22 protein-coding genes are annotated in these 19,950 nt (G+C 62.3%); 13 read left to right on the forward strand and 9 right to left on the reverse strand.

Annotated elements, in window-relative coordinates:
- Positions 1 to 142 precede the first annotated feature (142 nt).
- A complete protein-coding gene (locus tag NKI73_RS02930; RefSeq protein WP_352627239.1) occupies positions 143 to 649 on the forward strand; it encodes a YciE/YciF ferroxidase family protein in 507 nt (168 codons plus the stop codon).
- Between the two features lie 255 nt (positions 650 to 904).
- Here NKI73_RS02930 and NKI73_RS02935 read toward each other — a convergent pair whose 3' ends face one another.
- The gene (locus NKI73_RS02935) at positions 905 to 1,876 is read right to left on the reverse strand and encodes an SDR family oxidoreductase (RefSeq protein ID WP_352627241.1); all 972 of its coding nucleotides are present in this window, start codon (positions 1,874 to 1,876) and stop codon (positions 905 to 907) included.
- A gap of 282 nt (positions 1,877 to 2,158) precedes the next feature.
- Between NKI73_RS02935 and NKI73_RS02940 the strand changes: the two genes are divergently transcribed.
- The 3 genes from NKI73_RS02940 (at position 2,159) to NKI73_RS02950 (ending at position 4,808) form a co-directional block, all read left to right on the forward strand.
- Positions 2,159 to 2,380 carry a hypothetical protein gene (locus NKI73_RS02940; protein WP_352627242.1) on the forward strand — a complete coding sequence of 74 codons (222 nt, stop codon included), beginning with the start codon at positions 2,159 to 2,161 and terminating at the stop codon, positions 2,378 to 2,380.
- A gap of 217 nt (positions 2,381 to 2,597) precedes the next feature.
- Positions 2,598 to 3,386 (forward strand): GGDEF domain-containing protein, encoded by a 789-nt coding sequence (locus tag NKI73_RS02945; RefSeq protein WP_352627244.1) that lies wholly within the window; start codon positions 2,598 to 2,600, stop codon positions 3,384 to 3,386.
- 195 nt (positions 3,387 to 3,581) lie between these two features.
- Positions 3,582 to 4,808, forward strand: coding sequence for an anion transporter (locus tag NKI73_RS02950; RefSeq protein ID WP_352627246.1), 1,227 nt, complete (start codon positions 3,582 to 3,584; stop codon positions 4,806 to 4,808).
- Here the strand turns inward: NKI73_RS02950 and NKI73_RS02955 are convergent.
- Positions 4,805 to 5,392, reverse strand: coding sequence for a TetR/AcrR family transcriptional regulator (locus tag NKI73_RS02955; RefSeq protein ID WP_352627248.1), 588 nt, complete (start codon positions 5,390 to 5,392; stop codon positions 4,805 to 4,807). The two genes, NKI73_RS02950 and NKI73_RS02955, sit on opposite strands and share 4 nt — an antisense overlap.
- 88 nt (positions 5,393 to 5,480) lie before the next feature.
- Between NKI73_RS02955 and NKI73_RS02960 the strand changes: the two genes are divergently transcribed.
- Complete coding sequence (locus NKI73_RS02960; protein ID WP_352627249.1) at positions 5,481 to 6,362, forward strand: crotonase/enoyl-CoA hydratase family protein; 882 nt, start codon at positions 5,481 to 5,483, stop codon at positions 6,360 to 6,362.
- Here the strand turns inward: NKI73_RS02960 and NKI73_RS02965 are convergent.
- The 4 genes from NKI73_RS02965 to NKI73_RS02980 all read right to left on the reverse strand — a co-directional run bounded on the left by NKI73_RS02965 (position 6,323) and on the right by NKI73_RS02980 (position 9,152).
- A complete protein-coding gene (locus NKI73_RS02965) occupies positions 6,323 to 6,631 on the reverse strand; it encodes a cupredoxin domain-containing protein (protein WP_352627251.1) in 309 nt (102 codons plus the stop codon). The genes NKI73_RS02960 and NKI73_RS02965 overlap by 40 nt on opposite strands.
- Positions 6,632 to 6,642: 11 nt before the next feature.
- A complete protein-coding gene (locus NKI73_RS02970) occupies positions 6,643 to 7,167 on the reverse strand; it encodes a DUF4142 domain-containing protein (RefSeq protein ID WP_352627253.1) in 525 nt (174 codons plus the stop codon).
- A gap of 116 nt (positions 7,168 to 7,283) precedes the next feature.
- The gene (locus tag NKI73_RS02975; RefSeq protein ID WP_352627255.1) at positions 7,284 to 7,958 is read right to left on the reverse strand and encodes an RNA polymerase sigma factor; all 675 of its coding nucleotides are present in this window, start codon (positions 7,956 to 7,958) and stop codon (positions 7,284 to 7,286) included.
- Between the two features lie 105 nt (positions 7,959 to 8,063).
- Complete coding sequence (locus tag NKI73_RS02980) at positions 8,064 to 9,152, reverse strand: HPP family protein (RefSeq protein ID WP_352627257.1); 1,089 nt, start codon at positions 9,150 to 9,152, stop codon at positions 8,064 to 8,066.
- Between NKI73_RS02980 and NKI73_RS02985 the strand changes: the two genes are divergently transcribed.
- Complete coding sequence (locus NKI73_RS02985) at positions 9,151 to 9,276, forward strand: hypothetical protein (protein WP_352627258.1); 126 nt, start codon at positions 9,151 to 9,153, stop codon at positions 9,274 to 9,276. The genes NKI73_RS02980 and NKI73_RS02985 overlap by 2 nt on opposite strands.
- 127 nt (positions 9,277 to 9,403) lie before the next feature.
- Here NKI73_RS02985 and NKI73_RS02990 read toward each other — a convergent pair whose 3' ends face one another.
- Positions 9,404 to 10,588, reverse strand: a complete 1,185-nt coding sequence (locus tag NKI73_RS02990) for a cystathionine beta-lyase (protein ID WP_352627260.1) — start codon at positions 10,586 to 10,588, stop codon at positions 9,404 to 9,406.
- A 604-nt stretch (positions 10,589 to 11,192) separates the two neighbouring features.
- Between NKI73_RS02990 and NKI73_RS02995 the strand changes: the two genes are divergently transcribed.
- The 7 genes from NKI73_RS02995 to NKI73_RS03025 all read left to right on the forward strand — a co-directional run bounded on the left by NKI73_RS02995 (position 11,193) and on the right by NKI73_RS03025 (position 18,214).
- Positions 11,193 to 11,828 carry a DUF1326 domain-containing protein gene (locus tag NKI73_RS02995; protein ID WP_352627261.1) on the forward strand — a complete coding sequence of 212 codons (636 nt, stop codon included), beginning with the start codon at positions 11,193 to 11,195 and terminating at the stop codon, positions 11,826 to 11,828.
- A 9-nt stretch (positions 11,829 to 11,837) separates the two neighbouring features.
- Positions 11,838 to 12,713 carry a DUF2182 domain-containing protein gene (locus NKI73_RS03000; protein WP_352627263.1) on the forward strand — a complete coding sequence of 292 codons (876 nt, stop codon included), beginning with the start codon at positions 11,838 to 11,840 and terminating at the stop codon, positions 12,711 to 12,713.
- Positions 12,714 to 13,156: 443 nt separating this feature from the next.
- Complete coding sequence (locus NKI73_RS03005; RefSeq protein WP_352627264.1) at positions 13,157 to 14,185, forward strand: amino acid ABC transporter substrate-binding protein; 1,029 nt, start codon at positions 13,157 to 13,159, stop codon at positions 14,183 to 14,185.
- 63 nt (positions 14,186 to 14,248) lie between these two features.
- Complete coding sequence (locus tag NKI73_RS03010) at positions 14,249 to 15,436, forward strand: amino acid ABC transporter permease (RefSeq protein WP_352627266.1); 1,188 nt, start codon at positions 14,249 to 14,251, stop codon at positions 15,434 to 15,436.
- A 9-nt stretch (positions 15,437 to 15,445) separates the two neighbouring features.
- Complete coding sequence (locus NKI73_RS03015) at positions 15,446 to 16,603, forward strand: amino acid ABC transporter permease (protein WP_352627267.1); 1,158 nt, start codon at positions 15,446 to 15,448, stop codon at positions 16,601 to 16,603.
- A gap of 78 nt (positions 16,604 to 16,681) precedes the next feature.
- Complete coding sequence (locus tag NKI73_RS03020; protein ID WP_031260969.1) at positions 16,682 to 17,431, forward strand: amino acid ABC transporter ATP-binding protein; 750 nt, start codon at positions 16,682 to 16,684, stop codon at positions 17,429 to 17,431.
- Between the two features lie 114 nt (positions 17,432 to 17,545).
- On the forward strand, positions 17,546 to 18,214 hold the full coding sequence (locus tag NKI73_RS03025; protein ID WP_352627269.1) for a TIGR02117 family protein: 669 nt from the start codon (positions 17,546 to 17,548) through the stop codon (positions 18,212 to 18,214).
- Positions 18,215 to 18,428: 214 nt separating this feature from the next.
- Here the strand turns inward: NKI73_RS03025 and NKI73_RS03030 are convergent, their stop codons facing one another.
- Together NKI73_RS03030 and NKI73_RS03035 are read right to left on the reverse strand one after the other, a co-directional pair.
- On the reverse strand, positions 18,429 to 19,670 hold the full coding sequence (locus NKI73_RS03030) for an FAD-dependent monooxygenase (RefSeq protein WP_352627270.1): 1,242 nt from the start codon (positions 19,668 to 19,670) through the stop codon (positions 18,429 to 18,431).
- Between the two features lie 19 nt (positions 19,671 to 19,689).
- Complete coding sequence (locus NKI73_RS03035; protein ID WP_023761953.1) at positions 19,690 to 19,935, reverse strand: zinc-finger domain-containing protein; 246 nt, start codon at positions 19,933 to 19,935, stop codon at positions 19,690 to 19,692.
- Positions 19,936 to 19,950: the final 15 nt, after the last annotated feature.

Here is a 19,950-nt window from a genome sequence, read left to right on the forward strand (position 1 = left end):
GGATGACGGTTTCGCCCCGGAAATCAGGAACTCCTCCGGTACCGGCACGTTGACCAGCAAGCCGGGATTTAGTCCCGGCTTTCGCGGGTGGCGGGCAAAGCCGCCGCCTTAGTCAACCTTCAGAGCAATGAAAGGTAAGGCCATGGGCTTCTTTTCGAAGGATATCAAAACACTCGACGATCTCTTCGTGCACACGCTGCGCGACATCTATTACGCCGAAAGGCAGATCGAGAAAGCGCTGCCGAAGATGATCGGCAAGGCAACCGACCCGCAATTGAAAGCCGGATTCGAAAAACACCTTGAGCAGACCAGGGGCCATGTCGAGCGCGTAGAGCAGGTGTTCGAGTTGCATGGCGTCAAGGCCAAGGAGGTCAACTGCCCGGCGATCGACGGCATTCTCGAGGAAGCCGACGACGTAAGCGGCGACGTCGACGACAAGGACGTTCTCGATGCGGCGCTGATAGCCTCGGCACAGGCCGTCGAGCATTACGAGATGACCCGCTATGGCACGCTCATCGCCTGGGCCAAGCAGCTTGGCCGCAGCGATTGCGCCAACGTGCTGGCCAAGAACCTGAAGGAAGAACAGGCGACCGATCGCAAGCTCACCGAAATGGCGGAGAGCAAGATCAACCTGCAGGCAGCCGAATGAGGCTACTCAAGTCGGCCAGCCAGCGCACCGGCTGGCTGGCCGATCCAAAATAGCCAACTAGCGCGCCGGGTCGACTCCCAAGGCCGCCGATTGCTGCCTCAGTGTCTCGTTATCGTCGTGCGGCACGTGTCGGGCAGGTTCCGCAATTTCCCTGCAGATACGGTACGCTACATAGGCAAGCGTCACTGTGAAAAGCAGACGAACCATCCATCTCGCTCCCTGGTCATCATATGTTCAATTTCGGCTGTTCTCATGTCAGTAGCCGCCGATCACCGGCAATATCTCGCCGGTGATGTAGCTCGAGCACTGCGGCGAGGCGAGGAATACATAGGCGGGTGCGAGTTCTTCCGGCTGTGCAGGCCGTTTCATCGGCGTGTCCGCACCGAATTTCGAGACGTCGTCGGCTTCCTTGTCCGACGGGTTGAGCGGCGTCCACACCGGGCCTGGCGCAACTGCGTTCACCCGGATGCCCTTGCCGATAAGGTTGCCCGAAAGCGCGCGCGTAAATGCGTGAATGCCGCCCTTGGTCATCGAATAGTCGATGAGTTGCCTTGAACCGTCGATGCCGGTTACGGAACCGGTGTTGATGACCGCCGAGCCCGGTTTCATGTGTGGCACGGCTTCCTGCGCCATATGAAAATAGCCGTAGAGATTGGTCTTCAGCGTCGTGTCGAAGTGTGCCTCCGTCAGATCGCCGAAGTCGCTGGAATGGATCTGGAAAGCAGCGTTGTTGACCAGCACATCGATGCGACCGAATTTCTGCACCGTGACCGCCACCGCGTTATGGCAATGCTCGCGTTCACTGACATCGGCTTTTATCAGAATACAGCGCCGCCCCTCTTTTTCGACGGCGGCCTTGGTCACTTCGGCGTCCTTGTCCTCGGCCAGATAGACGATCGCAATGTCCGCGCCCTCGCGGGCAAACAGGACAGCCACCGAGCGGCCGATGCCGGAATCGCCGCCCGTGATGAGCGCTACCTTGTCGTCGAGTTTTTTCGACCCCAGGTAATAGGGCGCATCGTAGAGGGGAGCGGGCTCGATTGCCCATTCATGCCCCGGCTTGGGCTGATGTTGCTCGGGAAAGGGCGGCTCCGGATATCTACGGGCGCCGGCTTGCATTGCGTGTTGGATCTTGCCTTTGCCCCTGGCTTTGTCCTTGGCATCAATGCCGCGCTGGATATGCCGTTGCTTGGCGGCTTCACCCGATGTCTGCGACTTCATCTGCATGGTTGCCTCCTCGGCTTGAAGAAGGAACAACGCATGATGGACAAAAAAGTTTGCGCAAAGGATCCGGGTTGTCGAAAGGGCTCGGCTCAGCCTTTTTGGCAAGGCATGAGCGATGACGTCGTCTCCGACCTTCGCGCAACCGCCCCGCGCCGTCGTATTATTTCGTGACTCAGCCTTTTCGGAACCTTCCCTCGCACGGCGCGTTCTGGCGCCTGTATTCGCAAAGCCTCATACAAAAAGCGGATCGGTGGGAGGCAAACCCGGGTGGGGAGGAGTGTTGCCATGTCGAAGCGAGAAATAGGAATATCTTCGGCCTTGGATCGGCGTATCGCTGACCTCAAGGCCAGGATGCAGGATAACCGGATCACGGAATATGAAATGAAGACCTTTCAGAAAGTGGCTTCCATCATGGGAGGCGGCGAAGGCTCCCTACGTCTTGAAGCCGACGACCTGATCGCGGCATCATTTGTCGTCGACACGCTGAGTGAATCAACGCTCAACTGACGGCGGACGGCCTGGCTTCGAGCGCCACCTGCCCTTGCTCAGCCAACAGCTTGGTCCAAACCTTCAAGCTGGGACACAGGACAGCCGCTTTTCGGCGGCTGTCCCTTCGGCGGCTTTTTACCGCGCCATGCCGCCCGATATCGAATTGGAGGGAAAGTCTTATCAATTTGTTTGCGTTGGTTCGTCATAGTAGCGGCGGCTAACGGAGTTGAACGCGATGAAGCTCGATCTATCGCCGACGAGCTGGGGCAGGGTGATCGCTGTCACCATGGTCGGTACGGCATTCTTCATTGCCGTGGCGTTCTTCGTCGATTCTTTCAACTTCCCCTATCTTTCGCCCGCGGCAGTGTGGCGGGCGCAGATGACCGACCTGATGCTGCCTTTGGTGCTGGGCGGGTCGTTTCTGTTTTTCCTCATGTGGAAGATCCGCCAGCTGGCCATCGCGCAGCGCGACCTCAGCGTTATTGCCGCGACCGACAGCCTGACGGCGGTGCTGAACCGCGGTGCCTTCTCGATGCTGGTCGAGGCCTATCTCGAGCAGACCCGCAAGCAGGAGCAGACCCGTTCGGGGGCGCTGCTGATCATCGACGCCGACCACTTCAAGTCGATCAACGACCGCCTGGGCCATGACTGCGGCGATCAGGCACTCAAGCTGATAGCACAGGCGATCAAGGGGCAACTGCGTGGCGGCGACATTGTTGGCCGCATCGGCGGTGAAGAATTCGGCGTATTTCTTCCCGGCGTGGATCCCTCGCAATCCTGGGTGGTTGCCGAGAGCATCCGCCGGCGCATCAGGGAGACGGACTTCTCGCCCGGTGGCAGGCCTTGCCCCCTGTCCGTCAGCATCGGCGGCACGAGCTTTACCGGCCCGACCACCTATGAGGAAATCTTCTCCGCCGCCGACAGACGGCTTTACACGGCTAAGTCGAACGGGCGCGATCAAGTCAGCTTCGATCCGGCGGGGGCTGCTCCGGCGCCTCTGCCCAGCGTCGCCACGGTGCATTGACAAAGGTCTGATCAAAAGCGGTCATTGCAACCTTGGACCGTCGCGTCCTGTAGGCACGAGAACCTTGGGCACTCCCGCAACACGCTGATTTGTACAAGCTGTTGCGCGGAGGGCGCTTTCGCTTTGCCGACATCACGCTAAAGGTAGTGTCCGGTGCCCATCGGGGCTGGATGGATCGGGCAGGGCCTTCTTCGCATGACATTGATAGGCGCGGCGGCACTGCTGATCCTGGTCCTGACTTACGCCGGTGTCGCCGTTGGCCGCATCCCCGGCCTGCGCCTCGACCGGGCAGGGATCGCGCTGCTCGGCGGGGCCGCGATGATCGCCGTCGGCGCGCTCAGCATGGAGGATGCCTACCGGGCGATCAATTTCGACACCATCACGCTTTTGCTCGGCATGATGATCGTGGTGGCCCATCTGAAAGTGTCGGGCGCCTTTCGCGGCCTTGGCGCTATCGCCATCGAGCACGCGCACGCGCCCTTCATGCTTTTGGTGATGGTGACGCTGTTGACCGGCGTGCTGTCTGCCTTCCTGGTCAACGACGCCATCTGCCTTGTCATGGCGCCGATCGTCGTCCACGTCACCCGCATCATCAAGCGCAACCCGATCCCCTATCTGATCGCCACCGCCACCGCGTCGAATTGCGGCAGCGTCGCCACCATCACCGGCAATCCGCAAAACATGGTCATCGGTGCGCTGTCGGGCATTTCCTATCCAGCCTTTTCGGCGGCACTCGCTCCGGTCGCTCTGTTCGGCCTCGTCGCGGTCGTTGTCATCATCCGCATCGTCTACCGGGCCGAATTCGCCCGCACGGTGCAACTGATGCCCGAGGTCTCGCGTGGCCGCATGCATAAGAGGCAGGTGCTGAAGGCGGTGGTGGTCTGCATCGGACTGGCAATCGCCTTCTTCGCCGGCGTGCCTGTCGCCAAGGCAGCACTCATCGGCGGCGCGATCCTCTTGCTCACCCGTGCCATCAAGCCGGAACGTATCTACCGCGAAATTGACGGTCCGCTGCTGTTCATGTTCGCCGGTCTGTTCGTGGTGGTCGCCGGCGCCGAAAAGACGCTGCTGACATCAGACATGATCGCCTCGGCAAAGAACCTTGGGCTGGACGATGTCTGGCGCCTGTCCGGCTTCACCGCGGTGCTCTCCAACATCATGAGCAATGTTCCGGCCGTGCTGGCGCTGCGGCCATTCATACCCGGCCTCGAAAACCCCGAGCGCGCCTGGCTGGTCGTCGCGATGAGTTCGACGCTGGCCGGCAATTTCACGCTGCTGGGTTCGGTCGCCAACCTGATCGTCGCCGAACAGGCACGGGCCGCCGGTACGCCGCTGTCATTCGGCGCCTTCTTCAAGGTCGGCTTGCCGCTGACGCTGCTGACGCTTGGCGCGGGCACGGCATGGTTGGCGTTGGGATTCTAGACCTGGCTGCTTGAAGTTCGCGCCCGCACAAGCGTCGCCGCGGCGCGGCCGGCCGCCTCGATATAATCGGGGTTGCGGTGGATCAGCATGATCGAAAAGGAGCCGTCGATCAGGAGCACGACCTCGCGTGCCAAGGCTTGCGGCTCCTCGACGCCGCGATCGGACAATGCGCCAGCCAGCCATGTTTCGAAATTTGACTTGTGCCGCGACCCGACCTTGATCGCTGGGTGTCCGGGCATCGAGGCGAGTTCCGCGGCCGTGCGCAGGAAGCCGCATCCTTTCCATTTCGGATGGCGAGCGGCCCTCGCCAGATTGCTGAAGATCGCCTCGACCTTGCGATCCGCGCCGCCCTCGGCGGCATCGAACCAGCCGGCCATACGCTTCAGGTTGGGTTGGTCGCGGCCATCGAGATAGGCGGCGATGAGGTCGTCCTTGCTCTTGAAATGGTAGTAGAGCGTCCGCTTGGTGAGACCCGCCTCCTCGGCAACGGCATCGACGCTGACGCGACCGATTCCTTCGGCATAGAAGAGCTTGGTCGCGGCATCGACGATGCGTTTGCGGGTGGGGCTCTGTGCGTCGGGCATGAGCTTAAGTATACCGACTAGTGAATATACACAAGCGGGAAAGGGCATAGTCTTCCGGTTCATGAGCATTATGGAGAAGGAAGAGCCAATGACCGATCTTGTCCTCAACGAGACCAGGGATGGGATTGCCATCCTTACCCTCAACCGGCCGGAGAAACTCAACGCGCTGAACTATGCCCTGATCGATCGCCTGCTTGCGATCCTCGACGACATCGAAGTCGATGACGGCGTTCGGGCGGTCATTCTTACCGGGGCAGGGGAGCGCGCGTTTTCGGCGGGCGGCGACATCCACGAGTTCTCGGCCAGCGTGGCGCTTGGCGTCGACGTCGCGATGCGTGACTTCGTCATGCGCGGACAGCGGCTGACAGCGAGGCTGGAAGCCTTCCGCAAACCCGTCATCGCCGCCGTCAACGGCGTTGCCTTTGGCGGCGGCTGCGAAATCACCGAGGCTGTGCCGCTGGCCATCGCCAGTGACCGTGCCCTTTTCGCCAAGCCGGAAATCAACCTGGCGATGCCGCCGACCTTTGGCGGAACGCAGCGTTTGCCCAGGCTCGCCGGGCGCAAGCGGGCGCTCGAACTGCTGTTGACGGGCGACTGGTTTCCGCCGCCGCGGGCGCTTGAGCTGGGTCTCGTCAACGAAGTCGTGCCACATGCCGAGTTGATGCCGGCTGCGATCGGCCTGGCAAGGAGTATCCTGCGGCACTCCGATCTGGCGATCGCCAGCATCCTCACGGCGGTGGCGCGCGGCCTCGATCAGAGCATCGCGGAAGGCCTGCAGGTCGAAGCCTCGCAATTCGCCCGCATGGCCTCGACAGCCGATTTGCGCGAAGGGCTCGATGCCTGGATCCAGCGGCGCGAGCCCCGCTATGACGGCTCATGGACGCATATCGCGCGCCCCGACGAGGCCAGGCGGACCTCGTTGGCGCTGGATCAGGGCGCCACCACCAAGCGGCCTTTCATGTTGGGGTGAAAGCGGCAGAAATAGTCGACCGATTCAGCCGCCTTCAATGTCAGGCTTGCGGATTTCTTCGACGGGATCATCACCTCCCAGCCACCTTTCACGGTGGCCGTGTGGGCGAACACATCCTTGTTCACCCACTCGATCGTATCGCCGACCTTCGCCTCGACGGTGGCCGGCGAGAACACCAGTTTGTCGATGGTGACCTGGATGGTTTCAGCTTGCGCCGGAACGATACCGACGACCAGCATCAACGCAATCCACGGAGGGCGTTTCGGCATGCACCCGGTCCTTACTTCAGCATGCCGGCGACGTGTTCGGCATGCTGCTCATGGCCCTGGAAAATCTTTAGCCCGGTTTCCAGCAGGCTCTTCAATTCGGCATTCTGCGCCGACGGGATGAGCAGCGTTTCAAGCGCTCCGTCGACCTGCTTGTGATAGGCCACCTCGTTGTCGACATAAGCCTTGTCGAAGGCCGCGCCCTTGAGCTTGGCGAGTTTCGCCCGCTCCTCCGCCGCCGCTTTGGTCAACGCCTTGCTGGTAGCGTTGTCTTCCGGCGTGACCTTGAGTTTCTTAACCAGATCGAGCGCCTGCACGTTCACCGCCTCATGGTCGCGCACCATGTCCTTGGCGAAGGCGAGCACCTCCTTGTTCTTCGACTTTTTGAGCGCTTGCTTGGCCGCCTCGACGTCGATCACGCCGGCCGTGTAGGCGATGTGTGCGATCTGCGGGTCGGTCGGCTTGTCGGCGGCTTGTGCGAACGGGGCAGTGCCAAGCAGCAGCATGGCGGCGAGCGCGGCGGTGTGTCGGATAGACATGGCATCTCCTTCGTCCGGGCATTTGAAATCGCTCCGGACAGTGTTTTTCGGTTGACGATCATTGGATGCGGGACGGCGGCAAACGTTCCCGCCAAAAGCAACTGAATCCGCCGGGGTCAGCTCTCCAGCCCGAGCCGCCGCATGACCGCGCCGGTCAGCCTTTCGCAACGCCGGCCGGCGAAGGGAAAGGCATCGAGCAGCACCGGCCCGATCTGGTCGTCCAGCGCCTTGCGCACCAGGGCACGGGCCCGGTGCAGCCTTGTCTTGACGGTTTGCGGCCGCACGCTGAGAAGATCGGCGGTCTCTTCGATGCTCAGCCCCTCGATTACCCGCGCCACGAACACCGTCCGGTAGACATCGGGAAGGCTGTCGGTGGCCCGTTCGACCAGCTGGAGGATCTGCCGTTGCGCCATCGTCCGTTCCGGATCGTCGCTGGGGTTGAGAGGAAACCGGATAATCTCGGCTTGCGGATTTTCCGGCATTGCCACCGTTCGGCGCCTCTTGCGCAGGCGGCCGAGCGCCTCGTTGATGACGATGCGCGACAACCATGTGGCCAGCGAAGAGTCGCCGCGAAAGGCATCGAGATGGGCGAAGGCCCTGACATAGGCCTCCTGCACGATGTCCTCGGCCTCGCTGTCATTGCGCACGACGCCGCGCGCGATCCTGTAGAGCCGTTGATTGTGCGTCTTGATGATGGTGCGGAAGGCATCGCCGTCGCGCGCCAGCGCCCGTCGTACGAGCTGCATGTCGCCTGGTGCGGCAGAAGGTACGGCCGTCAAGACAGCAGGCATGGCCAGTTTCCTCAACCCAACCTCCGGACCGGAACCTCGATTGAGAGATTGGACGCTGTTGCCGGCAAAAGGTTCCCGAAGATTTTTCGCCTGGTCCCGCGGCGACTAACCTACCGCGTCCAATGAGGACTTGTCAGCAACCTGCAGGCGCGCCGTGGCCGCCAGGAGATCGGTCTGGGTGATCAGCCCAAGAATCCGCTTGTCGTCGTCGACGATGATGACGGCATGGCTGCGGCCGTCAGTGAGCACGGGCAGCAGCCCCATGGCGGCGAAACCGGCGGCGGCGGTCGCCGCGGGCGATATCACGGATCCAACCGCGCCGGAGGCCTGCGTCAATTCCCGCAATCCCACGGTGCCTGCCAGCCTTGCCTCCGCGTTGACGACCGGCAAGGTACGGATGTTGTGGTCAAGCAGCAACTGGCGCGCCGCATCGGTGGAGGTGTGCGCGTCGACCGAGATCACATCGCGCGACATGATGTCCTCGCACAGAACGGTCTTGTGCGCACGCACCATCGCCTGCAATTCGACTTGCCGCAGCAGGCGGTCGAGATCGTTGCGATCGATATCGAACGTCTCGTCGAGTGCGCCAAGCGCGGCATCGATGTCTTCGGACCGAAAGCCGACGCGCGACTGCGCCGGCGGATCGCCGGTGCCGTGGCTGTTCGTCGGTGCTGCAGCCGGTACATGCGGATAATTGCGCCGGGCCAGTCTGTGGAAGCCGTAGCCGAGCGCCACAAGCAGGATCGAATTCAGCGCCACCGGTACGAATGGAAACAGGAAGCCGGCGCTGATGACGGCCGGCCCTCCCAGCACCGCGGTCAGGGCGGCCGCTCCGCCCGGCGGATGTAGACAACGCGTGAACGACATGGCGGCGATGGCCAGTGCCACCGCTATGCCGGCGGCAAGGGCGGTTTCGTGGATGAAATGCGCCACGATCACGCCGACCAGTGCCGATATCGTGTTGCCGCCGATGATCGACCATGGCTGCGCCAGCGGGCTGGCCGGCACCGCGAACAGGAGCACGGCGGACGCCCCCATCGGCGCCACCAGCAGCGGTACATGCGGGCCGTTGCCGAGCACAAGGCTGGCGATCACGCCGGTGAGCGCAATGCCGATCGTCGCGCCGATACAGGCAACGAGGCGCTCGCGAAGCGTCGCGCCGGCAAGAATGGGAACAAAGAGGCGAAAAGCCATGACGTCGAAAACTCTGCCGGTATTCCAGGGGGAAGTAGAAACCGCGATGATCGCACCGCAATGGCGCGGTATCGCGGAATTTGAAAGCCAAATTGATCCGCGATGCCGCGGTTTGTGGGAATAGAATTCCACGACCTTGTCGCAATGCTCGCCGCGGTGCCGGTCTGGCTCCGCAGGCGAAGTGGCGGTTCACCAGTCTTTCGGCATGCTTGCGCTGGTCCGATGAATCACTTTGGCGGTGCCTTGATCGTTCAGGCAGCCGCCGCGGCGGTCAGGCCGCGCGAAATGTCGGCCTTCAGGTCGTCGACATCCTCGAGGCCGATCTGCAGGCGGATCAACGGACCCTCATAGGGGGCTTTCGCAACAACGCGGTCGCCAAGCCAGACCGGCACCGCGAGGCTCTCATAGCCGCCCCAGGAATAGCCGAGGCCGAAAATCTGAAGCGCGTCGAGGAAGGCGTGCTGCTGCTTCTGGCCGCCACCGGCGAGCACGATGGAAAAGATGCCGCTGGAGCCGGAGAAGTCGCGCTTCCACAAATCGTGGTCAGGGTGGCTGGGAAGGGCAGGGTGGAGCACGCGTGCCACGCCTTTCTGGCCTTCGAGCCAGGAGGCGATGGCGAGTGTGCTGCGCTGATGGTGCTCCAGGCGCACGCCCATGGTGCGCAGGCCGCGCAGCACCTGGTAGACATCGTCGGGCCCGGCGCAGCAGCCAAGCGTGCAGAAGCTCTCATAAAGATGCTTCCAGCAGCTCTCATTGGCCGACACCGTGCCAAGCAGTACGTCGGAATGGCCAGCCGGGTATTTCGTCGCCGCATGGATCGAGATGTCGACGCCATGGTCGAGCGGACGGAAATACAGCGGTGTCGCCCAGGTATTGTCCATCATGACGATGGCGCCCGCGGCATGCGCCGCTTTGACGATGGCCGGGATGTCCTGCACCTCGAACGTGTTGGACGCCGGCGATTCCGTGAACACCACCTTGGTGTTGGGCTTGATCAACGCCGCGATGCCGGCGCCGACCTCGGGGGCGTAATACTCGACCTCGATCCCCAGCCGCTTCAGCATCGTGTCGGCGAAGTTGCGGGTCGGGTGATAGACCGAATCGACGATCAGCAGATGGTCGCCCGCCGACACGAAGGCGAGCAGCGGCACGGTCACCGCCGCAAGGCCCGACGGCACCACGATCGTGCCGGCCGAGCCTTCCAGTGCGTCTATGGCCTGGGCCAGGGCATCGGTCGTCGGTGTGCCGCGCGTGCCGTAAGTGTATTTCTGGCTGCGTGCCGCCATCGACGCCGCGTCACGAAAGAGCACGGTCGAGGCATGCACCACTGGCGGATTGACGAAGCCGAAATAGTCATGCGGATTGTTGCCCGAATGGGCAAGCCGCGTGTTGATGCCCACCCCACCGCTAAAGTGCTCGCTGCCGTCTTTCGCCATTCTACGTCGCCTTGTTTGCCAAGCCGCTAGCCATAGTGCGGCGTCATGGACCGTGCAACAGCCGCCGTCCGCCAGGGGACGGACTTCGAATATGCCAATTCGTCGCGGCAAAAGGTGGCGATTGGGGTGTGGTGCGACCCCGGCGGTGCGTTGCCGGCAGTTGCGCCGTTCTCCGCCGACAGGGCTACGAACTGGGGTTAACGGGTTCCTTCGAAGCCTTCGCCGGCGCGTAGGCTGACGGAAACGAAAAACCCGCCTGTGCGGCGGGTGGCTGGCGCAAATCAGCACCATAAACGAATATGTACCATAGCTGAGGGCACGAAGTCAAGAAAAAATTCCTATTGTGAAAAGCTGCTGGCGCAAAAGCCACCGACACCGCCGAACTGGCTGTCGTCAGGTCTTTTGTTAATCTGAGTTCGGTGCCCGGTCTCCGCCAATCGGCCTATTGTGGGTGGCTGCGAAAAATATATAATCGATTTCTAATATTAATCGCCGGATTGCTTCGATCAGATGCTGCCGGATGGTTGTTGCCGGTTGACCTTCTGGTCCTCCACGATCCGGATCGCGCTCACGAAGCGTGAGCGCGGCAAGGGGAGGGAAAGTCATGCCCGACGTCAAATGGACAATGAAGGCGCGCGAATTCACCAACTGCAACTGCGCCTATGGCTGCCCGTGCCAGTTCAACGCCATGCCGACATACGGTTTCTGTGAAGCGGTTGCTGGCATGGAAATCGAGAGTGGCCATCACGGCGACACCAAGCTCGACGGATTGCGGTTCGTCGGGATTTTCCGCTGGCCCGGCGCCATACACCAGGGCAGGGGCGAAGCCGCTGTGGTTATCGACGAGAGGGCGACCGAGGCCCAGCGTGGTGCGCTGCTTCGCATATTGGGCGGTCTGGATACCGAACCAGGTGCGACGATATTCCAGGTCTTTTCGACCACGCTGGAGAAATTCCACGATCCGATCTTTGCCCCGATCGAATTCAAGGTCGATGTCGGCGCGCGAACCGCGCGGCTGCACGTCAACGGCGTAACCGACGGCCATGGCGAGCCGATCAAGAATCCGGTCACCGGCGCGGAACACCGGGCGCGCATCGACCTGCCGCACGGCTTCGAATACGCGATCGCCGAAGTCGGGCGTGGCTGGACCAAGACGACGGGCCCAATCAAGTTCGAACTGGCCGATTCGCACAGCCATTTCGCCAATCTGCATCTCACGCAGAGCGGCGTCGTGCATTGACCTGATCCAATGACCGACACGGCCCTCGAGGCGGTGCTGCGGCGCGACCGCGCGGTCGTAACGGCCGCGCTCGTGGTGATCGCCGTGCTCGCCTGGGCCTATGTGCTGTGGCTCGCCGCCGACATGGTCATGCCCGGTTCCCCCGTCCCGGGCAGCGCAGGCGGCGACATGACCGAAATGGACATGTCGAACATGGACTCGTCTCCCATGGATACGGGCGGGATGGATATGGGCGCCACGATGGCGCCCGGTTTCCGGGCCTGGGTATCGGCCGATTTCGCTTTCATCTTTACAATGTGGGCGGTGATGATGGTCGGCATGATGACGCCTTCGGTCGCGCCGATGTTGCTGCTCTATGCCGGCGTCGGGCGCAAGGCGCGGGCGGATGGCCGTCCTATCGCTTCGACGGGATGGTTCTTTGCCGGCTATCTCACTGTGTGGGTCGTGTTCAGCATTGTGGCGACCGCTGCGCAATGGTTTCTCGCCCGTCTCGCCTTGCTCGATCCCTCGATGGCGACAGACAGCGCGATCCTCGGCGGCCTCGTCCTGATCGCCGCTGGCCTCTATCAATGGACGCCGATGAAGGGCGTCTGCCTGCGCCAATGTCAGGCGCCGATCGCGTTCCTGGCCAGCCATGGCGGTTTCCGTTCCGCCCCGCTCGGCGCGCTTCGGCTCGGCATCGACCACGGCGTCTATTGTCTGGGTTGCTGCTGGGCACTGATGGCTCTGCTCTTCGTCGGCGGCGTCATGAACGTGCTGTGGATCGCCGGCATCGCCGTCCTTGTTCTCCTTGAGAAGACTGTACCGACCAGGCAGTTGATACCACGGGTTTCCGGCGCGCTGATGGCTACGATCGGCGCTTGGCTCGTCTTTCAAGCTCTTTGAGAACAGTTGTTGCCTCCGGGGCGATATTGCCCGGCAACCGGCCGACAACGTCGGATGATAGTCTTCCGGCATGACAATTCATCGCGCACCGGGCCAACAACCGCCGAGGTGCCGCCTGGGATGGATTTTCGCTGCAGCGGACCCGCATTGGCCCGGCATTGGCATTGAATGAGTTTTGCCGCTTTTATTTGCTCTGCTGGTCAAATCGCGGGCGCGTTTGTCTGCTATTTCAGGCATTTGCGCCAATCGGTTTTCAAACTCTTTCGGTTTCGGTCATTTCCCTTGACCTCACGGGAATTATCGCCTTCGATGACATTCGTGAATGGGAGGCGGCGCGTCGGTTACGACGCGGGGTTCCGGAAATGGGCCGGAATGGGAACTGCATTCACACGGGAAAAAAATCAGGGTTTGCCCTGAAAAACAGAGAAAAGGGTCTGTGGGTCATGAAACATATTGCTATCGGCATTCTTGGCGCCGCCACGCTTGGGTTGATGGCGTCGGCCGCCTCGGCAACCACGCTCGATACCGTCAAGGCGAAGGGCTTCATCCAGTGTGGCGTCTCGACCGGCCTGGCCGGCTTCTCGGCGCCGGACGACAAGGGTGACTGGCAAGGCATCGACGCGGATTTCTGCCGCGCTGTCGCGGCCGCCGTCTTTGGTGACGGCACCAAGGTCAAGTTCACCCCGCTCAGCGCCAAGGAGCGGTTCACCGCGCTGCAGTCCGGCGAGATCGACATCCTGTCGCGCAACACCACCTGGACGATCAACCGCGACACGGCACTTGGCCTGAATTTCATCGGCGTCACCTACTATGACGGCCAGGGTTTCATGATCAATGCCAAGAAGCTGCCCGGCGTCAATTCCGCGTTGCAGCTTTCCGGCGCCGCCGTCTGCGTGCAGAGTGGCACGACCACCGAGCTCAATCTGGCCGACTATTTCAAGGCCAACAAGATGGAGTACAACCCGGTCGTCTTCGAGAAGCTGGAAGAGGTCAACGCCGCCTATGACGCCGGCCGTTGCGACGTCTACACCACCGACCAGTCGGGCCTTTATGGCATCCGCCTGACGCTGGGATCGCCGGCCGATCACGTCGTGCTGCCCGAGATCATCTCGAAGGAGCCGCTCGGACCGGCCGTGCGCCAGGGCGACGACCAGTGGTATCACATCGTCAAGTGGACCTATTTCGCACTGTTGCAGGCTGAAGAGCTTGGCATCACCAAGGCCAATGTCGACGAAATGAAGAACTCGCCCAGCCCGGAGATCAAGCGCGTGCTCGGCCAGGAAGCCGATACCAAGATCGGTACCGATCTCGGCGTCTCCAATGACTGGGTCGTCAACATCGTCAAGGCCGTCGGCAATTATGGCGAAATGTTCGAACGCAATGTCGGTTCGGGCAGCCCGCTGAAGATCGCGCGCGGCATCAACGCGCTGTGGACCAAGGGTGGCCTGCAGTACGCTCCGCCGATCCGCTGATCGAAATGTGATCCGGAAGGCAGGTCGTCTGCCTTCCGGTTTCTCTTTCCAGGGGACGGTCGAATGGCATCGCAGGAAGTTCTTCGCGAGGAGCCCAGCCGAGGTTCCTTCATCAACGATCCAAGAGTCCGGGGCATATTCTTCCAGGCGGTGGTCGTCGTCGTGCTGGTGGCGGGCGTCTGGTGGATTGCCCACAACGTCATCGACAATCTGACGCGCCTGCACATCGCTTCAGGCTTCGGCTTCCTCAAGGGCCGCGCTGGCTTCGACATCAGCGAGAGCGCCATCGCCTATTCATCGGATTCGACCTATGGCCGCGCCATTCTGGTCGGCTTCCTCAACACTGTGATCGTTGCCGTCGTCGGCATCATCACCGCGACAATCATCGGCTTCATCGTCGGCATCGGCCGGCTTTCGCAGAACTGGCTGATCAGGAAGATCTGCACGGTCTATGTCGAGGTCTTCCGCAACATCCCGCCATTGCTGGTCATCTTCTTCTGGTATTCCGGCGTGCTGGCCGTGCTGCCGGCACCACGCGACAGCATCAATTTGCCATTCGGCTCCTTCCTCAACCAGCGCGGCTTCTATTTTCCACGCGCCGTCTGGGGCGACGGCTCCTGGCTGATCTTCGTCGCTCTGCTTGTCGGCATCGCCATGGCGTGGTTCGTCGCGCGCAAGGCGCGGCAACGGCAGATGGCGACCGGACAGCAATTTCCAGTGTTGTGGACAGCCCTGGCGCTGATCGTCGGGCTGCCGCTGCTCGCCTATGCGCTGAGCGGCTTCCCCTTGAGTTTCGATTACCCCAAGCAATCGACCTTCAACCTGACCGGCGGCTTCCAGGTCAGGCCGGAGTTCCTGTCGCTGTATCTGGCGCTATCCTGCTATACCGCCGCCTTCATTGCCGAGATCGTACGCGCCGGCATCAGGGGCGTCAGCAAAGGCCAGACGGAAGCTGCCGGCGCGTTGGGGTTGCGGCCTGGGTCGATCCTGCGGCTGGTCGTCGTGCCGCAGGCCATGCGCATCGTCATTCCGCCGCTGACCAGCCAGTATCTCAACCTGACCAAGAACTCGTCGCTCGCAATTGCCATCGGCTATCCGGACCTGACGGCGACCGCCGGCACAGTGCTGAACCAGACCGGCCAGGCTGTCGAGGGCGTGGTGATCATGATGGTGATCTATCTGGCCATCAGCCTCCTGACCTCGCTTGTGATGAACTGGTTCAACGCCAAGATGGCGCTGGTGGAGAGGTGAGGTAAGGACATGCAGGAAAATGATATGTCCTGGGTGCGCACCGAAATGGTGCTGGCGCAGCCGGCGCCCGCCAGTGTCACTGGCCTCGGTGCGTGGGTGCGCAAGAACCTGATCGCTTCTACCGGCGACACCATTTTGACAATCGTCGGCATCGCACTGGTGGCGATGATCCTGCCGCAAATCATCAGCTGGGCGTTCATCAACGCCGTGTGGACCGGACCAGACCGGACCGTATGCGCAACGGTGGCGCAAGGCGGCATCCGGCCGGATGGCTGGACCGGCGCCTGCTGGGCTTTCGTCAATGCCAAATTCGGCCAGTTCATGGTCGGGCGCTATCCTATCGAGGAGCGCTGGCGGCCGATTCTGGTCGCCATCCTGTTCGTGGCGCTGCTGGTGCCGATGCTTATCCCGAAGGTGCCGCGTAAAGGGCTGAATGCGATTCTGCTGTTCTTCGTGCTGCCGGTCGTCGCCTTCGTCCTACTTGTCGGCGGCATGTTCGGCCTGCCGCATGTCGAAACCTCGATGTGGGGGGGGCTGCTGGTAACGCTCAGCCTGTCGTTCGTCGGTATTGCCGTGTCGCTGCCGCTTGGCATCGTGCTGGCGCTCGGCCGCCGTTCCAGGATGCCGATCATCAAGACGCTGTGCGTCGTCTTCATCGAGACGGTGCGCGGCATCCCGCTGATCACCGTGTTGTTCTTTGCCAGTGTGATGCTGCCGCTGTTCCTGCCGGCCGGCGTCAGCTTCGACAAGTTCCTGCGGGCGCTGATCGGCGTGTCGCTGTTTGCCGCCGCCTATATGGCCGAAGTGGTGCGCGGCGGCCTGCAAGCGATCCCCAAGGGCCAGTATGAAGGTGCGGATTCGCTCGGCCTCGGCTATTGGCAGAAGATGTATTTCATCGTCATGCCGCAGGCGCTGAAACTGGTCATCCCGGGCATCGTCAACACCTTCATCGGCATGTTCAAGGACACCAGCCTGGTCATCATCATCTCGATGTTCGATCTGCTCGGCATCGTCAAACAGAACTTCTCCGATGCAAACTGGGCAACCGCGCAGACGGCCAGGTCCGGCCTGATCTTCGCGGCCTTCGTCTTCTGGCTGTTCTGCTTCGGCATGTCGCGCTATTCAATGTTCACCGAACGCCGGCTCGACACCGGCCACAAACGCTAAACAAAAGAACAAGGGGACCCTGTCATGGCCACCGAAAATGCCGTCAGCGCGGAAGAGATCAAGGTCAACGCCGCCAAGATGCAGATTTCCACCACCGATGTCGCCATCGACATCATCGCCATGCACAAATGGTATGGCGAGTTCCATGTGCTCAAGGACATCAATCTGAAAGTGATGCGCGGCGAGCGTATCGTCATCTGCGGCCCTTCGGGCTCCGGCAAATCGACGATGATCCGCTGCATCAACCGTCTGGAAGAGCACCAGAAGGGCAAGATCATCGTCGACGGCAAGGAATTGACCAACGATCTCAAGAAGATCGACGAGGTGCGCCGCGAGGTCGGCATGGTGTTCCAGCACTTCAACCTGTTCCCGCATCTGACCATCCTGGAGAACTGCACGCTGGCGCCGATCTGGGTGCGCAAGACACCGAAGAAGCAGGCCGAGGAAATCGCCATGCATTTCCTCAAGCGCGTCAAGATCCCGGAACAGGCCCACAAATATCCCGGCCAGCTGTCCGGCGGCCAGCAGCAGCGCGTGGCCATCGCCCGCTCGCTGTGCATGAACCCGCGCATCATGCTGTTCGATGAGCCGACCTCGGCGCTCGATCCGGAAATGATCAAGGAAGTGCTGGAGACGATGGTCGGGCTCGCCGAAGAAGGCATGACCATGCTGTGCGTCACCCATGAGATGGGCTTTGCCCGCAAGGTCGCCAACCGCGTGATCTTCATGGATCAGGGCCAGATCGTCGAGCAGAACACGCCGGCCGAGTTCTTCGACCACCCGCGCCACGAGCGCACAAAGCTGTTCCTGTCGCAGATCCTGCACTAGTCTTCCGATGATCACAAAGAGCCCGGCTGAAACAGTGCCGGGCTTTTTTGCGTATGGATGAGCAGAAGGCGGGCGGCTCGTGGCGCCGGGACGCGTTTGCAGGGGCCGCCAATCATGAAAAGGCTGGAACGTTTTCTAGGTCTTCTGCTGATCGTCATTGCGCTCGCTGTGACGATGGGCGCTCTCGTTCCGCGGCCGCTGTGGCGGCCGGCCGCCGCAGCACCCGCCGACACGCACCGCATCCTGGTGCTGAAGAACCCGATCCACACGGACATCGCCATCCCGGTCGACGATACCGTGCGCCAGCGCTTCCACTTCCTGGTCGACGCCGGCATACCGGCCGACAGTCCGCAGGTCCGCTACATCGTCTTTGGCTGGGGCGGCCGCGCCTTCTATCTGGAGACGCCGACATGGTCTGAGTTGAAGGCGGTGCCGGTGATGAAGGCACTGACCCTCGACGCGTCGGTCGTGCATGTCGATGTCGCCGGCGACATCGACGAAGGGCGTCCCAACATTGCCGGCTTCGATATCGGCGAGGAGCGCTTCGCGGCGCTGCTCGATTTCATCGATGCGAGTTTCCAGCGGGAGCCGAAGGGTCCGATCCTTGTTCCGGACGCGGCCTATTCCAGGTTCGATGGCTTCTACGAAGCCAATGGCCATTTCAACGCGCTAGTCGGCTGCAACACCTGGACCGCGGCGGCGTTGCGCACCGCCGGCCTGCGCACGGGCTGGTGGAACCCGCTGCCGGTATCGCTCGGCCTGTCGATGCGGCTGTATAATTAGCGTGGGCATTCCGCGAATTGGCAAGCGTCGCGTTCCTTCGCGCCCCCCTCTGTCCTGCCGGACATCTCCCCCACGAGGGGGGAGATTGGCGGTTTCGGCGCCCCGCTCTTTTCTACAATGTTCGAGATTGGCGAAATCGGCGGTGCCGGCCGATCTCCCCCCTCGTGGGGGAGATGTCCGGCAGGACAGAGGGGGGCGCTGTCCCGCCGGCCTGTCAACGCCTGACAACAGCCTCCGCTGACCACCCATAGAGCCAGTCCAAATCCGCCGCGAGTTTTTCCGGCGAGCGGATTTTCAGGAACAGGTTGCGCGCGATCGCCACTGGGCCCGCGGCATGCCAGGCAAGGCGGTTGATGGCGCCGCGGCGTGCGACCCTGGCGACGCGCGGCCGCCGCAGGTTCTCCCAGATTAGCAGGCTCTGTGGCGGATCGGCAGGGGAGTCGGCAATGATACCGGCAAGTGTCGCCGCATCCTCGATCGCCATCGCCGCGCCTTGCGCCGCGAACGGCGTCATCGCATGCGCGGCGTCGCCGATCAGCGCGATGCCGTCCGGCGTTGTCCAGGGTTGGTTCTGGTCGACCGTATGGAGCGGCCAGGTCAGCCACGGGCCAGTCATTTCCACCAGTCTTGCGAGGCCGGGCGCGGTGCCGCGCACTGCGCCGGCGAGGATGCCGGGGTCGGCATGGCCGGACCAGCCTTCGGCAATGCGTTCGCCCCTGATGAAGGCGACGAGATTGAAGGCGTCACCCTTGCTGACGGGATAGGCGACCATATGGAAGCCTGGGTGCAGGAAAGTGGTGACGCAGTCCGGGGCGCCGATCGCTGCGAATGCATGCCCGGCGGCACTCTGCGCGGCAATGGTCGTGCGCCAGGCCAGTTCGCCGGAAAAGCGGCTTCTTGGCGAGGCAGTCCCCTTGGCCGAATCGACAAGCCCGCGCACCGAGGACCAGACGCCATCGGCGCCGACCAGCAGGAAGCCCCCGGCCGTAATGGTTCTGCCGTCGATCTCGGCCGTCGCCGTGATGCCATGGGTGCCGGTGGCAACGCTGCCGATGCGGGCGCCGGTGGTGAGATGGATATCCGGCATCTCGGCAACGCGCGCCATCAGTGCGCTCTGCAGATCGGCCCTGTGAGCAACGAGATAGGGCGCCTGCCAGCGCGTCTCGGCGGCTTGCCCCAACGGCACGCGTGCCAGTTCGCACAGTGTCGCGGCGTCCTTCAAGACCACGGCTTCCGGCCGCACCGCTGCCGGCAGCAGCCGGTCGAGCACGCCAAGCTGGCCAAGGATGCGCGTCGCATTGGGAGAAAGCTGGAGGCCAGCGCCTACCGCCTCCAGGCGCTGCGCCTGTTCGAACACCTGCACGGAATAGCCGCGTTTGGCGAAAGCAAGCGCTGCGGTCAGCCCGGCGACGCCCGCCCCGGCGATGACGACCTGCCGGGAGCGTGTTTCGTTCATCGGGTTTGTCGCGAAGGAATCAGGCGGCCTGGTCGATATAGATGCAACCGGCCGGCAGCGTTTCCGTAGCCTTCAGCTTGGGCGAATAGCGGTACAGCGTCGAGCAATACGGGCAGACTTTTTCGTTGTCGTCGCCCATGTCGAGAAACACATGCGGGTGATCGAAAGGCGGGTTGGCGCCCGTGCACATGAATTCCTTGACGCCGATGTCGATAGCCGGGTAGCCCGCATCGTTCTGGAAATGGGGAATGGAACCGCCTGCCATCGTCGTCTCCTTAAC

This window comes from Mesorhizobium sp. M0496 (assembly GCF_040321205.1).
Lineage (GTDB): Bacteria > Pseudomonadota > Alphaproteobacteria > Rhizobiales > Rhizobiaceae > Mesorhizobium.